Annotated in this window: 13 protein-coding genes; 6 read left to right on the forward strand and 7 right to left on the reverse strand. The window is 59.8% G+C overall.

Annotated elements, in window-relative coordinates; translation table 11 throughout:
- Window positions 1-163 precede the first annotated feature (163 nt).
- A complete protein-coding gene (locus KUA23_RS08820; protein ID WP_252993787.1) occupies window positions 164-1,645 on the reverse strand; it encodes a methyl-accepting chemotaxis protein in 1,482 nt (493 codons plus the stop codon).
- Window positions 1,646-1,741: 96 nt separating this feature from the next.
- A complete protein-coding gene (locus KUA23_RS08825) occupies window positions 1,742-2,548 on the reverse strand; it encodes a TatD family hydrolase (RefSeq protein ID WP_099492383.1) in 807 nt (268 codons plus the stop codon).
- A gap of 237 nt (window positions 2,549-2,785) precedes the next feature.
- Here KUA23_RS08825 and KUA23_RS08830 point away from each other — a divergent pair, with 237 nt between their 5' ends.
- The 3 genes from KUA23_RS08830 to KUA23_RS08840 all read left to right on the forward strand — a co-directional run bounded on the left by KUA23_RS08830 (window position 2,786) and on the right by KUA23_RS08840 (window position 5,304).
- Window positions 2,786-4,207: an MltF family protein gene (locus KUA23_RS08830; RefSeq protein WP_100491223.1), complete on the forward strand. Its 1,422-nt coding sequence runs from the start codon at window positions 2,786-2,788 to the stop codon at window positions 4,205-4,207.
- A 103-nt stretch (window positions 4,208-4,310) separates the two neighbouring features.
- On the forward strand, window positions 4,311-4,745 hold the full coding sequence (locus KUA23_RS08835; RefSeq protein WP_252993788.1) for a DoxX family protein: 435 nt from the start codon (window positions 4,311-4,313) through the stop codon (window positions 4,743-4,745).
- 250 nt (window positions 4,746-4,995) lie between these two features.
- A complete protein-coding gene (locus KUA23_RS08840) occupies window positions 4,996-5,304 on the forward strand; it encodes a hypothetical protein (RefSeq protein WP_025859183.1) in 309 nt (102 codons plus the stop codon).
- A 4-nt stretch (window positions 5,305-5,308) separates the two neighbouring features.
- Here the strand turns inward: KUA23_RS08840 and KUA23_RS08845 are convergent, their stop codons facing one another.
- Genes KUA23_RS08845 through KUA23_RS08855 form a run of 3 tightly spaced genes read right to left on the reverse strand, consistent with a single transcriptional unit; the run spans window position 5,309 to window position 8,702 of the window.
- Window positions 5,309-7,039 (reverse strand): Gldg family protein, encoded by a 1,731-nt coding sequence (locus tag KUA23_RS08845; protein WP_252993789.1) that lies wholly within the window; start codon window positions 7,037-7,039, stop codon window positions 5,309-5,311.
- 14 nt (window positions 7,040-7,053) lie between these two features.
- Window positions 7,054-7,779 (reverse strand): ABC-2 transporter permease, encoded by a 726-nt coding sequence (locus KUA23_RS08850; RefSeq protein WP_100491221.1) that lies wholly within the window; start codon window positions 7,777-7,779, stop codon window positions 7,054-7,056.
- Window positions 7,776-8,702 (reverse strand): ABC transporter ATP-binding protein, encoded by a 927-nt coding sequence (locus tag KUA23_RS08855; RefSeq protein ID WP_100491220.1) that lies wholly within the window; start codon window positions 8,700-8,702, stop codon window positions 7,776-7,778. The genes KUA23_RS08850 and KUA23_RS08855 overlap by 4 nt, the downstream gene beginning before the upstream one ends.
- A gap of 220 nt (window positions 8,703-8,922) precedes the next feature.
- Between KUA23_RS08855 and KUA23_RS08860 the strand changes: the two genes are divergently transcribed.
- Together KUA23_RS08860 and greB are read left to right on the forward strand one after the other, a co-directional pair.
- The gene (locus tag KUA23_RS08860) at window positions 8,923-9,909 is read left to right on the forward strand and encodes a hypothetical protein (protein WP_252993790.1); all 987 of its coding nucleotides are present in this window, start codon (window positions 8,923-8,925) and stop codon (window positions 9,907-9,909) included.
- A 113-nt stretch (window positions 9,910-10,022) separates the two neighbouring features.
- Window positions 10,023-10,496, forward strand: a complete 474-nt coding sequence (gene greB / locus KUA23_RS08865) for a transcription elongation factor GreB (protein ID WP_078047544.1) — start codon at window positions 10,023-10,025, stop codon at window positions 10,494-10,496.
- 45 nt (window positions 10,497-10,541) lie between these two features.
- Here greB and KUA23_RS08870 read toward each other — a convergent pair whose 3' ends face one another.
- Both KUA23_RS08870 and KUA23_RS08875 read right to left on the reverse strand, forming a co-directional pair.
- Complete coding sequence (locus KUA23_RS08870) at window positions 10,542-13,052, reverse strand: ABC transporter permease (RefSeq protein ID WP_099492391.1); 2,511 nt, start codon at window positions 13,050-13,052, stop codon at window positions 10,542-10,544.
- On the reverse strand, window positions 13,052-13,735 hold the full coding sequence (locus tag KUA23_RS08875) for an ABC transporter ATP-binding protein (protein ID WP_252993791.1): 684 nt from the start codon (window positions 13,733-13,735) through the stop codon (window positions 13,052-13,054). Before KUA23_RS08875 ends, KUA23_RS08870 begins: the two co-directional genes overlap by 1 nt.
- A gap of 10 nt (window positions 13,736-13,745) precedes the next feature.
- On the opposite strand from KUA23_RS08875, the gene KUA23_RS08880 reads away from it, so the two are divergent.
- Window positions 13,746-14,351, forward strand: coding sequence for an arylesterase (locus KUA23_RS08880; protein WP_016975368.1), 606 nt, complete (start codon window positions 13,746-13,748; stop codon window positions 14,349-14,351).
- Window positions 14,352-14,384 lie beyond the last annotated feature (33 nt).

Genomic DNA, 14,384 nt, shown 5'->3' on the forward strand with positions numbered 1-14,384 from the left:
GTGCATCGGCGGTCCCTCGCGCTGATTGATCAGGCGAGAGACTTTGGAGAGGTTGGTAGGGGAAAGAAGTCGGCTTTATTCGTTGGGATGGGTAGGAAGCTTCGCCAAAACCTCGGGTTTACCGAGGCTTTGTTGTAGGAGGTGGATTACAGGTTGAACAGTCCTACAGCTTCAACTGCCCAATCGCCTTGCTCAGTTCCCCGGCCAGCGTTGCCAGTTCATTGCTGGTCGTCGCGGAGTCCACGGTCTGTTGCACGGTGTTCTCGGTGACATCGCGAATGCTCACGACCGCGCGGTTCATTTCTTCGGCGACGTGGCTTTGCTGTTCGGCGGCGACGGCGATCTGGGTGTTGCTCTCGCGCATCTGCGCCACGGCGCCAGTGATTTCGGCAAGTGCGGCGCCGGCTTCCTGGGCTTGCTGCACGCAGTCGTCAGCCTTGAATGAGCTTTCCTGCATGAAGTCCACCGCGTCGCGGGTACCGGCTTGCAGCGCCGAGACCATGCGGGTGATTTCGTCAGTGGAGCTTTGCACGCGCTTGGCCAGGTTGCGCACTTCGTCGGCGACGACGGCGAACCCCCGGCCCATTTCTCCGGCGCGGGCGGCTTCGATGGCGGCGTTGAGGGCAAGCAGGTTGGTCTGCTCGGCGATGCTGTGGATCACGCTGACCACGCCGTTGATTTTCTGGCTGTCCTCGGCGAGTTTCTGGATCATCTCGGCCGTTTGTTGCACACCGGTGGACAGGCCGGCAATGGAGCGCTGGACGCGGCTGACCACTTCCCGACCGCTGCCGGCGAGGGTGTCGGCGGTCTGGGACAGATCCCGAGTGGCGCCGGCGTGTTGGGCGATGTGGTAGACGGTGGCGGTCATCTCGTTGATGGCGGTGGCCGCCTGGTCGGTTTCGCTCTGCTGGCCGAGCATGCCGTGCTGCACCTCGTTCATGCTGCTGGCCAGCCGCGCCGCGCCTTCATCGAGTTGCCTGGCGGTGCGTGCCACGGTGTTGACCACGCGCTGGTAGCCCGCTTGCATCGCGTTGAAGGCGCTGGCCATCTGGCCGACTTCATCCTTGCACGCCAAGGGGACGCGGGCTGACAGGTCGCCGGTTTTTTCCACGTGCAGCATGACGTCCTTGAGGGTATTGAGTTGGCTGAGCAGGAAGCGAATCAGCAATTGCGAGGCGCCGAGCATCGCCAGCATCAGGATCAATACCGCCACCGCGTAGTTGGCGAAGCGCTCGCCGAATACCTGGGTCAGGCTGGGCGCATAGGCGAGCACGGCGACATATTGGCCGTCTGGACGCGCGTTGACTTCGGCCCCCATCAACGGGTTCTCGCCGAACAATGGCATGTGATCGATTTCGACCCAGCCGAGTGTGCTGCCCAGGGCTGACAGATCCTGACCCGCCAGTTGTGGGACTTGCCCGCGCTTGAATGTCAGCCAGTGTTCGCCCTTGGGCAGTGCTTCGCCGGCTGGCCAGGCGCCGAGCAGGTGCGCCTGGGCCTGCGCCGAGGCCCGGGAGGCATCGCTGCGGGCCTGTTGTTCGAGCTGCACGGCGTAGAGCACCAGCAGCAGGGTGGTAATGAAGGCGACCGCGTTGACGGCCCAGAATTTGTACTTCAGCGAGATATTGCTAAGCCAGGCACCCATGGAAGGTTTTCTCTGATAGCGGAAACAGCATTGGCAAGGTGCCATTATTGTGCCGCTATCCCGGAAAACGGTTTTGACATGGGTCAATGCACCGCATCACTCCACGTCGGGCAAGCCAAAAAAGCGACGGGCGCAGGCGGTGCTGTGATGGGCCAGGTCTTCCAGGCTCTCGTTGCGATGCAGGGCGACTTCGCGCAGCACTTCCGGCAGATACGCAGGCTCGTTGCGGCCATTTTTTGGCTTGGGACGCAGGGTCCGCGGCAGCAGGTAGGGCGCATCGCTTTCCAACATCAGGCGACCACGGGGAATTTCCCTGACGAGCGGATGTAGGTGAGTCCCCCGGCGTTCGTCGCAGATCCAGCCGGTAATGCCGATGTGCAAGTCGAGGTCGAGGTAGCTGAACAGCGCCGCTTGTTCGCCGGTGAAGCAATGCACCACAGCGGCCGTGAGGTGGTCGCGGTAGTCCTTGAGGATGTCCAGCAGGCGCTGGTTGGCGTCGCGTTCGTGGAGAAACACCGGCAATTTCAGCTCGACGGCCAGGGCCAGGTGCTGTTCCAGGACTTTTTCCTGCTGTGGGCGCGGTGAAAAGTCCCGGTTGAAATCCAGCCCGCATTCACCCACTGCGCGTACGCGGCTTTCATTGAATAAAGCGCGCAAACGCTGGGTGCTGTCGCTATTCCAGTCGCTGGCGGAATGGGGGTGGATGCCGGCGGTGCTGAACAGGCGCTGGCCGCTTTCATCCAGTTTTGCGCACAACTCCAGGGCCTGTTCGCTGCCCTCGACACTGGTGCCGGTGAGCACCAATTGCTGCACGCCGGCGGCGTAGGCGCGCTCGAGTACGGCCTGGTGCTTCTCGTCGAAACTGGGGTTGGTCAGGTTGACGCCGATATCAATGAGTTGCATGGTGCTATCTCCGCCTGCGGCCGGAAAGCATATCAGAGCTGTAGATTTATAAGAAAAACTAAGAACTACAACGAGTTATAGCTGTCTTTGAACGTCGCAAGTGACATTGTGGTCGGCCAGACGACCTCCACCCTGCCACCGTTGCGCGCCTTGCCAGCGCATAAAGCGCTCTGTTTCTGACACCCACCGCCTCGTTTTTCGCGAGCGCGTTGGCCAGTATTCTTTTCCGGAGAGCGGATGATCCGACCCTCGGCGTTGCTTATGTTGTGCCTGACGTTGCTGCTGCCCATGGCGGCGGTTGCGCGTCTGGACGGGCCGCTGGAAGTGACCAAGCCTGGCAAGGTCCGCGATCTGGCAGAAATTCGCTCCAGCCGTACCCTGCGCGTACTGGTCAACCAGAGCCGTAACAGCTCCGGTGAGGTGCAAGGCCAGGCCATCGGTGTCGAATACCATCGCCTGCGCGCCTTCGAGCAGTACCTTAATGGTCATGCCCGTGATGGCCAGGAAATCAACCTCAAGATCATTCCCAAAGCCAAGGACCAGTTGCTCGGCGCGTTGGCCCGTGGCGAAGGCGACCTGGTGGCGCCGGGTGAACTGCTCGATGTGAAGGCCGTGCACAAGATCAGCACCAGCGACCCGATTGCCAGCGATGTACCGTTGTGGTTGGTGGGGGTGAAGGGCGAACGACGTTTTACCAAGTTGGAGCAGCTGTCGGGCCGTACCCTGGCGCTGACCACCGGGAGTGCGGCGGCGGATGCCATCAGCCAGGTCAACCAGAAGCTGGCCCTGCACAAACAGCCCCCCATCAAAGTGGAGTGGGTGGACCCGACCCTGGCCGTGGAAGACGTGCTGGAGATGGTCCAGGCGGGTATTTTCCACCTGACTATTGTCGAGAAACCGATTGCCGAACGCTGGTCGAAAATCCTGCCCAAGTTGCGCTTCGACAAGCAAGTGGCGATCAGCGAACCGGGCGACGAGTACTGGTTTGTGCGCCAGGACGCGTCGATGCTGCGGGCGAGCATTGACCGATTCCTCAAGACCTATCGAACGCCTTCCGACCAGGATGTGGCGTTCCAGCGCATCTACCGTCGCCTCTATCAAGTGCGCAATCCACTGGCCCGCGTCGATCGCCAGCGCCTGGAGAAACTGCGTCCGGTCTTGCAAAAGCATGCCCGCGAACAGGGCATGGATTGGCTCAACCTGGCCGCCCTGGCCTTCAAGGAATCGGCGCTGGACCCCGGCGCACGCAACAGCGGTGGGCCGACCGGCCTGATGCAGATCACGCCCTCGGCGGCGCAACGAGTAGGGGTCAACAATATCGAGAATCTCGACAGTAATGTGCAGGCCGGTGCGCGTTACCTGGCGATGATCCGCCGCAAGTTTTTCGCCAGCCCCAAGCTTAACGAACGCGAGCGCATGGCCTTTGTGCTGGCGGCTTACAACATGGGTCCGGAACGGGTGCAGGGTATGCGCACCGAAGCCAAGCGCCGGGGGCTCAACCCCAATCAGTGGTTCTTCCAGGTTGAACGCATTGCCATGGAGCAAGTAGGGATGGGCGGCGTCAGCTATGTTAATAGCGTCAATAAGTACTACTTGGCGTTCGACCGGGAACGCGAGTCCCTGGAGCCGCCAGCGCCGAAAGTCGCCTCACGGAAGTAATCGATTATATCGATATTAATCAGGCATTTTTTCGGCTTTTATCATTGCTTAAACTGATTAATATAGCGGCCAACCAACCCCTACTTTGAAAAGGATTATCACCATGAGCCCACTGATCAAAAGCATCCTGTCCACCCGCGCCGGCTACGGCCTGACCATTCTGCGCATCGTTGTCGGCATCATCTTTGCCGCCCACGGTTCGCAAAAGCTCTTCGGCTGGTTTGGCGGCTACGGCTTGACGGGTACTGCCCAGTGGATGGAAAGCATCGGCCTGGCGCCGGGTACCCTGATGGCGCTGCTGTCGGGCGGTACCGAGTTCTTCGCCGGCCTGGCGCTGATCATTGGCTTGCTGGCTCGCCCTGCGGCATTGGGCCTGACCATTCTGTCGCTGGTGGCGATATTCTCGGTGCACATCCATAACGGTTTGTTCATGGCCAACAACGGTTATGAGTTTGCCCTGGCCTTGCTCGGCGGCTCCCTCGCGGTATTGTTCGAAGGTGCTGGCAAACTCTCCGCTGACCGCGCCATCGCCCACTGATCCTTCTGCCACACCCTGAACAGGCCCGCCATGCGCGGGCCTTTTCGTTGCTCGGGATTCTTGACACCGCCCCACCGGCTTCTCTAGGATGCCGCTCATGCGCCGATTTAAACAGCTAATTGCGGGGCGCCATGGGTGATCGTTATCGGTCCCGACAGAAGCATGCTCCATGCTTCGAAATTCCGCTAAAGCGCTGGTTCGGTGTTGCCTCTCACCTGCCCGCAGACTTTTGAGGCAGAGACACGACACGATGAATGCACTACGCCCCCTGATACGCCTGGCCCCGATCACCGCGGACCTCACGCAACGCAATCCGAAAATCCTTCTTGGCGGCAAGCACCAGCCGACGCTGTTGCGTTACCTGGATGGCTGGCCGCGTCGTACGGGCCGACCCTCGGCATTCCTGATCCAATTTGTGGAAGATGGCGATTCCCTCGCGCGGTTTGCCAGCAACAGTTTTGACCTCGCGGTGATCCAGGCCCCCAGCGCCAGCGATGCGGATGAGGTCATCCGCCATCTGACCCGCATTGCCCGCCAAGGGCTCATCGCCCGTCGTTGAGCAGTCAGTGAGCTGCGCTGGCCGCGCGCAGCTGACGTCGACGATGGCCCAGAAAGACCATCAAGGCGATCAGGCATAACGTCAGCGGTATCGCAAAGATCATGGTCAGCTTGATGGCCCATTCCAGGCCTCGCACTTGGCCATAAGCTTCGCGCTGCAAAGCATGCAGCTCCATGGGCAGGCGCAGGCGTTCCTTGTTGAGTGCCTGTAGTTGCGTGGTGGTGTCCACGGACTGGGTGCCGAGGGTTGTTTCCCATGGACTCAACCGTAGCCATTCCTGCTCCGTCCGATGCAGGCGTCGCTCCAGTTCGCTGGCGTTCAGGCGATAGGCCTTTTTCGCGGCTTCGCGCATACCCTCCAGAAGTGTCGGAGACTTTTGCGGGGGGACGCGAGGGCGAACAGCGGCGAGTGTGTCTGGCGCGGAGAGGTTGTCCAATGTGTTCAGGACGAACAGCGCGTTGCCGTCAGGCGCAGAGGTACTGATCTTGTCCGTGAGCATGTCCGTGTCTGCAATGACCACCAAGTGAATGTGCGCTGCGTCCTGCAAACCGGGCGGCTGTCCCTTGATGCCGTCGGGAAACACCGAATGGCTCGGTCCTTCGATGCGCGCGGCGATGACATGACGGTGCTCCTGTTTCGAAGCTGCATCTATCAAGGTGTCCAGCGTGGTGGTGGGTGGCAGGTGGTTGGCATCCAGCAGCAAGGATTGCTCAGAACTTTGCAGCAAAGGGGTGAAGGCTGTGCGACTTTTATTAAGCTGCAGGAGGGCACCACTGCTCGATACCGTCACCGTGTTGAGGTTCCAGGTGCTGATGTCGTTCGTGGTCATCGCTTGTCGGGGCAGGTTCAACCTGGCTCGATTGGGGGCGCTCGCTGTATCCCAAGGCGTGTAGAGGTAATCGACCAGCAGCTTGTCCGCCGGCATCTGAATACCCCAGGCTGCCAGCAACTCGTCCAGTCGCGTATTGGCAGGGGGGGCGTTTGCGCGTTGCTCGCTCAAGGGATCGAGAAACATCATCAACTTACCCCCCTTCAGTACAAATTGTTCAATCCCATATAGCGTTCGTTCCGATAACAGGCGTGGGTGCACAACCATCAACGCTTTTACGTGTTCGGGGACCTGCGTGGCAGTCGATTCGAGAGTGACCAGATCGAACTCTCGCTGCAGTTCCTGCATCAGTCGCCCCGCGGATTCGTTTATCGCCAACCCTGACAGCAGCGCGACAGTCGGCTTCGCTGGGGACTGCAACTTATGGAGCAGATGGCCGATTTCGTACTCGAGCAGGGGCGCTTGTTCGAGCCTGAAGGACCCGATACGGCGTACCCCGTGACCAGCACGAGTGCCGATGAGCCCGATGAACCCTGTGCTGTCATCTAGGCCCGATAGCTTGGCTTTGTACGCGTCTTCCGAGAAAGGGGTTGGCTCGATAAGGTGCAGGTTGATCATGCCTGCGGCCGCGTCTTCGCACTCTCTGAGCAGGTCCTCGATGCGTTTGCCATAGCGCTTTTCGGCATAGCTTCTTTTCGGGTGGTTATTTGAATTGAAGTAGTACAAGTCCACCGGGCTTTCCAGGGATGAGAGCAGTTGTTGAGCGGCTGGCGATAAAGTATGAATTTCTTGCTCGGAAACATCCCACCGTACATTAGGAAGTTTAGCGGTCCACACCAAATTGAAAGCCAGGAACGTCAACAGTATTACGATGAGTGTCATGCCGGTGCGCAGAGTGGGCCGCATTAAGAACTCCCTTCTCAGCTGTGTTTGTAGTTGAGCGTGACTGTCGTCGCAGAGAGAAAGGCGAAGATCATGCTAATAAAGTAAAGCGTGTCGCGAAGGGTGAGCTTTCCATCGTCGATACTGTTGAATCGCAACGCAGGACTAAGTGAGGCCAGCGTGTCTAGCAGCCCTATAGGGGCTTGGTGTTCAAGGGCATCCAATAAAGAAGAAAGTCCACTGGCAATCAGCAATAACCCCAGCGTCAGTAGGAAAATGACGGTGCGTTGATGAGCGATTACGCAAATAAAGCAGCCGACCGACAAGTAACTGCCCGCCAACAACCAGCTCGCTAGAAATTGCGAGGCGATGACAGTGTTGTCTGCTTCACCCAGATAGTTCGCAATGACCACGAGCGGCAATGTCATCAGCAAGGCAGTGCTTGCAACGAACCAGGCAGCGAGGAATTTTCCGACAACCCAATCAAATGCTGTAACGGGCAGGGTTTTCATCAGACCCAGAAACCCTTTATTGGCTTCATCGGACCATAATTGCGTCGCCAGGGCGGGGATCAGTAGCAAGTATAGCCAGGGGTGGAACTGGAAAAATACGTGCAGGTCACTGTTGTTTTTTTCCAGCCAGGGGCTTGTGTACAGCCCCAAGGCCACTGACAGCATCAAGAAAATTGCAATGTTCAAGTAGGTACTGGGTGTGCGGGCGTAACTGGCGAGCTGGCGTATCAGAACGATCGGCAACAGTTTCAAGCGGACGCCTCCTGGCTAAGATGGTGGACCACATCATTCAGGCGACCCGGTTCCAGGTTCAGGGAGTTGATTTTCCAGCGGCGACTGGCAATCAGCGTGTTGATATGGGGATAAATGGTGTGCCCGGGCATGGCGAGGACAGTCACCGTACCGGGCGCATGCCGATGCTCTTCAATGCCTGCCACTCCTGGCAGCACGGCCAGAGCCAGCAAATCCAGCGGGCTCTCTGCGGTGAGGGTGACTGCCTGGAAGTGTCGTGAGTCGCGCTGCAGGTCGGGCAGGGCGGTATCGGCCACCAGGCGACCGCCTGCAATGACCAGTGCACGCGTGCACAAATCGGATAACTCATCGCAATGACGAGAGGCGACGATCACCGTCATTTCCTGCGTCAATGCTTGGATAAGTGCCTTGAACGCAGGTTTTTGCTCAGGCGAGAGTCCGTCCGTGGGTTCATCCAGCAGTAATAGTGCGGGCCCATGCAGAATGGCCTGGGCAATTGCGACTTTACGTTTCCAGTCGATGGAGAGGGTGTCGAGGGGGGCATCGAGCACCGCAAACAACTCCAGTCGTGCTACAGCATGCTCCAACCGCGTGCGTTTATCGGCGCCGTGGAAGCCGCGTAGGGCAGCGATGAACCCGAGGAATGTCTTGACGGACATAGTTGGGTGACCGGGATCGTTGGCAAGTTGATAGCCGATAAGTTGCTTTGCTTTCAATGGGTGGGTTTGCATGTTGAAACCCTGGATGCTTATTACGCCGCTGGAGGGCGGTGTCGAACCCGCTATGACATCGAGTAGTGTTGTTTTGACAGTAGCGTCTTGCCCAAACAGTCCCAGGCATTCTTGTTGGTTGGCGCTGAAAGAAAAGTCGCTGAGGATGACCGAGTTGCCCGCGTGTTTTGTCAGATTGCTTATTTCGATCATTTTTTTACCGAATAAGTTTGGCATGACGTAAGGGAATTTAAAAAAGGGTACGGGTAATGGTCGTTTTTGGGAACGTCGATCATCATTTATAAGAGAAGTCCTACGTGTGCGGCACGTGGGGCACTGAAACAATGTGTTGTGTTTTTGAATGTCAAATTCCTGAATGTTTATTGGGCTGTTTATATAAACTTTCTGTCCTGCACGATGAGGCCTGATTGCCATGATGTTGCTACGTACTCTTGTTCTTGAACGCGACGGTCAGGATGCTCCGGTTAACGGCGCATTGCTCTGTGGTTTTGCTGTAGGTCAGGCTGCCTCAAACTTTCTTGTCTACAGCCTGGATGAAGAAGTAGAGCCGGGAAGTTCCAGGGTCTATATCGCTACCCTGCGTAAGAAAGCCGACCGCTACTTTCTTGGAGGGGTTGAGTCCAGGGACGATCTGCAGACGGCCTTACATGTTTTCAAACAAATACTGACAGTGGCTGCTTCGGGCGTTAAAGCGGGAGGCGTTACCGAAACCCAAGTGGCCTATCATTTTATCGATTTAAAGGGCTGCAAGTTGCCGCCTGCGCGGCCTGAGGAACATCATTCGGTAATTATCAAGAAAGCGCTGGTCATGAAAGTGATCACGCTGGGCATGTCCGCGCCGACGCTGCCGGCGATCGAAAGCGCCTCAGTGATCGTGCCGTCCATTCGTTTTTCGTCGCAAATGGTCGCCCCACCGAAAGAGCCAGGCCCAGCCGAGCTGCCTCGGTTGCCTGTACAGGAAGATCCCGTTGAAGAGCCCCGACAGGCACCCGTCGCACCGCCGGTCATCGCGGTTCAGGCCATGCCCACTGTCTCGGCTGAGCCGAGTACGCCGGCGCAGTTGAACCCCCCGGCATCTACTGACCGCAGTACATTGTTCGAAGTCGACAGCACGTTGACCAACCTTGCCCGCGTCGCACAGGAGCTGACCCAGCAGAAACTCGCTGCAACCGAGCGGGAGACAGCGCTTGAGCAGTGGCAGGCGCGACTGCAACAGGAACAAAGCCAGCTGGATGAAAAAGCTCGAGCGCTGGAGCAACGCACCGCTCAATTGCATGATCAGTCGCTTGCGGTCAGCCAGAGAAGCGAAGCCCTCAAGGCGATGATGTCGAAGATGTCGGGCTTACGGCAGAACCTGCGAGGCATGCTGATTGAGTTGGATCAATCACTGGACAGCTAGACTGGCCTGGCTACTTTCACGGGTTCATTTATGATCAACGCCAGCCAGTCGAGGCTCGGGTGTTAAACCCGGGCGTATCGGCAATTATGGATATTGCCTGGGGATGCGAGCGTTTGAGTACCAAGCTGATTACCAAAGAAGGCCATGAAGCGCTAAAGAAGGAGCTGGATTACCTGTGGCGTGAAAAGCGTCCGGACACCACGCGCAAAGTGACCTGGGCTGCCTCGCTGGGGGATCGCAGCGAAAACGCCGATTACCAGTACAACAAGAAACTGCTGCGTGAGATCGACCGTCGCGTGCGTTACCTGCGCAAGCGCCTGGAGGATATGCGTGTGGTGGAGTACATGCCCGAGCAGGAGGGCAAGGTGTTTTTCGGCGCCTGGGTGGATATCGAGAACGAGCAGGGCGAAACCAAGCGTTTTCGTATTGTCGGTTATGACGAGATTTATGACCGGATGGACTACATCTCCATCGATTCCCCCATGGCCCGTGCATTGTTGCGCAAGGAAGTGGACGACGAAGCCATGGTGCAGACCCCGAGTGGTGAAGTGTGCTGGTGGATCACCGGGATCGAATATGTGAAGTGAGCAAAATGGGCCCGCATTCTGTGAGGAATGCGGGCCCATCGCGTTTTACCCTTCGCGCAATACCGTCAGGGGGCTGGCATTCAGTGCGCGGCGGGTGCCGAACACACCGGCACCGCCGATCAGCACGGCGCCGATCACCGGCAGCAGCAACAGCCATGGGTGAGGGTGCCAGGCCAGGTCGAACGCGTAACGGTACAGCACGAAGGTCACAAGCTCCGTGCCCAACGCCGCGAGCAGGCCACTGACCGCACCCAGCAAGCCGAACTCGATACGCCTGGCCTTGACCAGCAACTTGCGTTCGGCGCCCAGTGCACGCAGCAGTGCCCCTTGGCGAATGCGTTCATCCAGGGTGGCTTGCAGGCCGGAGAACAGCACCGCCATCCCTGCCGCCAGCACAAACAGCAGCACATATTCCACCGCCAGGGTCACCTGGGCGAGGATGCTGCGCAACTGCTCCAACAGCGCCTCGACCTGCAGGATGGTCACCGCCGGGAACGCCCGGGACAGGTCGACGATCTGCTGGTCATGCCCAGGTGCCAGGTAGAAGCTGGTCAGGTAGGTGGCCGGTAGGTCCTTCAAGGTGCCTGGCTGGAAAATCATGAAGAAGTTGGGCTGGAAGTTATCCCAGTTGATGGTCCGCAGGCTTGTCACCCGCGCTTCACGGTTTTCACCGCCCACCGTGAACACCAGGTGGTCGTTGAGCTTGAGCTTGAGGCTTTGCGCCACCTTGGCTTCGACAGAGACGCCAGGGATTTCATCGGTGGGTTGTTGTGACCACCACGAGCCCGCGGTCAGGGCGTTGCCCGGCGGCAGGTCGGCGGCCCAGGTCAGGCTCAGGTCGCGTTGCACTGCGCGATCACCGCTGGAATCCTTGCTGACAATTTCCTGTACGGGTTCACCGTTGATACTGATCAAACGCCCCGGCACTACCGGATACAGCGGTGCGGATTGCGCTTGCAGTTCCAGCAGGCGGGCGCCAAAGGCATCCTTGTCGGCTGGCAGGATATTCAAGGCAAAATAGTTGGGCGCATCCTTGGGCAACTGGTTTTGCCAGGTGTCGAGCAACTCACCCCGCAGCAGGGCGATCAAGCCCATGGACAGCAGGATCAAGCCAAATGCCAGGGATTGGCCGGCCGCTGCCAGCGGGTGACGCAACAGTTGCCCCAGGCCCAGACGCCAGGGCAGGGACGCGCGAGCCAGCAAGCGACGCAGGCTTTGCAACAACAGCAGGAGCAAGCCGCCGAGTACCAGCGCAGCGACCACGCCGCCGCCGAGCAGGGCGAAGGTCAGCACCAGGTCGAGGCTCAGGCGCCACATGATCAGGCCCAGTGCGAACAATGCTGCGCCATAGACCATCCAGGTGCTGGAAGGGATCGGCAGCAGGTCGCGGCGCAGCACCCGCAGCGGTGGCACGCGCCCCAGTGCCGCCAGCGGCGGCAGGGCGAAACCGGCGAGGGCGACCAGCCCGGTGCCGATCCCGGCAATTGCCGGTAGCAGCCCGCCGGGTGGAACATCCGCCGGCAGCAGGTCGTGGAGGAAATAGAACAGGCCAAACTGCGCCAGCCAGCCAAGCACGGCGCCGGTCAGGCTCGCCAGCAGCCCCAGGACGCTCAGTTGCAGGCTGAACAACAACATGGCTTCACGCCGTGACAAGCCCAGGCAACGCAGCAATGCGCTGGCATCGAAACGTCGGGTGGCGAAGCGGTTGGCCGACAGCGCCACCGCCACACCGGCCAGCAGTACCGCGACCAGGCTGGCCATGTTCAGGTAGCGCTCGGCCTTACCCAGGGCGCCGCCGATCTGCTGGTTGCCGTCCCGTGAATCCTGCAACCGCTGGTTGGCGGCGAGCCCCGGTTTGACCAAGTCGCGATAGGTCTGCAACACGGTGCTGCCCTGCGGCCCGCGCCACAACTCGCGGTAACTGACGCGGCTGCCGGGCTGCACCACACCGGTGGCGTCCAGGTCTGCCAGGTTGATCATCACCCTGGGCGTGAGGCTGTAGAAATTACCCGCGCGATCCGGCTCGTAGGTCAGCACGCGGGCCAGGCGCAGCGTCTTCATGCCTACGTCGATGCTGTCGCCGACTTTCAGGTCCAGCGCGGTCAGCAGTCGGGCTTCCACCCAGGCTTCACCGGGTTTCGGGCCGCCACCGGCGGTTTCATCGCCAAAAGGCGCGGCAGCGCTTTTCAGTTCACCGCGCAGGGGGTACTGCTCGTTGACGGCCTTGATGCTGGACAGCTGGATGCCGTTATCGGTGGCAATGACGCTGGAAAATTCCACCACCCGGGCGTGATCCAGGCCCAGCTCGGTGCCCGACTGGATTTGTTCGGGGCGAGCGGGCGAGCTGCCCTCGAGTACCAGGTCGGCGCCGAGGAACTCGGTCGCGCGCAACAGCATCGCGCCGTTGAGGCGCGCACCGAAGTAGCCGATGGCAGTACTGGCGGCCACAGCCACCAACAGGGCAAAGAACAGTACGCGCAATTCGCCGGCGCGGGCATCGCGCAGCAATTGGCGCATGGCAAGACTGAACAGGCGCAACAGCGGCAAACGTGCCATCAAGGCTCCAGGGGCGCGACCATCAGGCCGGCTTCAAGGCGGATCAGGCGTCGGCAACGGTGGGCCAGGCGCTCGTCGTGGGTGACCAGCACCAGGGTCGTGCCGCTTTCTTTGTTGAGTCCGAACAGCAGGTCGCTGATGCGCTCGCCGGTGTGGCTGTCGAGGTTGCCGGTGGGTTCATCGGCAAACAGCACGTCCGGTTCTGCGGCAAAGGCGCGGGCAATCGCCACCCGTTGCTGCTCGCCACCAGAGAGTTGGCGTGGCGAGTGGGTGAGGCGTTGGCCCAGGCCTACGCGTTCCAGCAGGTGCCGGGCGCGCTCACGGGCGTCTTTGCGGCCGTCCAGTTCCAGCGGCAGCATGACGTTTTCCAGCGCGTTGAGGCTGTCGAGCAGTTGGAACGACTGGAACACGAAGCCCACATGCTCGGCACGAATGCGCGCGCGCTGGTCTTCGTCAAGGGTGCTGAGGGCTTGCCCGGCGAGGGTGACTTCGCCGCTGCTGGGCAGATCGAGGCCGGCCAGCAGGCCCAGGAGGGTGGATTTGCCGGAACCGGAGCTGCCGACGATAGCCAGGCTATCGCCCTTGTTCAGTTCCAGGCTCAGTTCGTGCAGGATAGTCAGTTCACCTTCCGCGCTGGGAACCACTTTGCTAAGGTTCCGCGCGGTGAGAATGCTTGCGCCCATGGAGAATCCGATGCGAATGTGGTTTTTGAGTGCTGGCCTGGCCTTGATGTGCATGGCCCAGAACGCAGCGGCGGGTACAGTCCTGATCGTTGGCGATAGTATCAGTGCCGGTTTCGGCCTGGATACCAGCAAAGGGTGGGTTGCCCTGCTGCAGCAACGGCTCAAGCAGGAAGGTTTCGACGATAAAGTGGTCAATGCCTCCATCAGTGGCGACACCAGTGCCGGAGGCTTGGCGCGGCTGCCGGCGGCGCTTGCAGAGCATAAGCCGGACGTGGTGGTGATCGAGCTGGGCGGTAACGATGGCCTGCGCGGGCAGCCGCCTGCGCAATTGCAACAAAATCTTGCGTCGATGATTGACCAGTCCAAGGCCGGCGGGGCCAAGGTGTTGTTGTTGGGGATGCAGTTGCCACCCAATTATGGCCCGCGATACACCACTGCATTTGCCGAAGTCTATGGTGTGCTGGCCAAGGAAAAAAACGTCCCGCTGGTGCCGTTTTTTCTCGATGGCGTGGGTGGCCATCCGGAGCTGATGCAGGCCGATCAACTTCACCCGGCGGTCGGCGCCCAGGGCAAGTTGCTGGAAAATGTCTGGCCGACGCTAAAACCGCTGCTATGACGCTTTTCTACCGGCAGGCTTTCGGCTAAGGTG

The organism is Pseudomonas pergaminensis, from assembly GCF_024112395.2.
Lineage (GTDB): Bacteria > Pseudomonadota > Gammaproteobacteria > Pseudomonadales > Pseudomonadaceae > Aquipseudomonas > Aquipseudomonas pergaminensis.